This window comes from Vibrio sp. 811 (assembly GCF_033339195.1).
Genome location: NZ_JAWOUB010000847.1, coordinates 1 through 540, shown reverse-complemented (window position 1 = coordinate 540; position 540 = coordinate 1). Strand labels below are relative to the sequence as shown.

1 protein-coding gene is annotated in these 540 nt (G+C 47.6%); it reads left to right on the top strand.

The window, feature by feature from the left end; translation table 11 throughout:
• A partial coding sequence (locus tag R7Q46_RS29730) for an FAD-dependent oxidoreductase (RefSeq protein WP_318078663.1) occupies window positions 1-540 on the top strand: 540 nt, incomplete at both ends.

The following is a 540-nucleotide window of genomic DNA, read 5'->3' as shown; positions in this document are numbered from 1 at the left end:
CTGTCCGCAAAACCGTTTGTGTGAGGGGACGTGCACACTAAATGACGATTTTGGTGCAGTCACGATAGGTAACATAGAAAAGTACATTACCGACAAAGCGTTTGAAATGGGCTGGAAGCCTGACATGTCCAAAGTGGAGTGGACGGATAAAAAGGTGGCAATCATCGGTGCCGGCCCTGCTGGTCTGGCAGCAGCAGACATCTTAGTTCGCAACGGTGTAAAACCGGTGGTGTTTGACCGTTACCCAGAGATTGGTGGCCTACTTACCTTTGGTATTCCTTCTTTCAAATTGGAAAAAGGGGTCATGGAAAATCGTCGTCGGGTATTTACCGAAATGGGCGTTGAGTTCCGCATGAATGTGGAAGTCGGCCAAGATGTGCAGATGCAAGAACTGCTTGATGAATACGATGCGGTTTTCTTAGGTGTGGGCACATACAAATACATGCGCGCCGGTTTGGAAAATGAAGACGCGCCGGGCGTTTATGACGCCCTACCATTTTTGATTTCCAATACCTATAAGGTTATGGAGCTAGAACATAA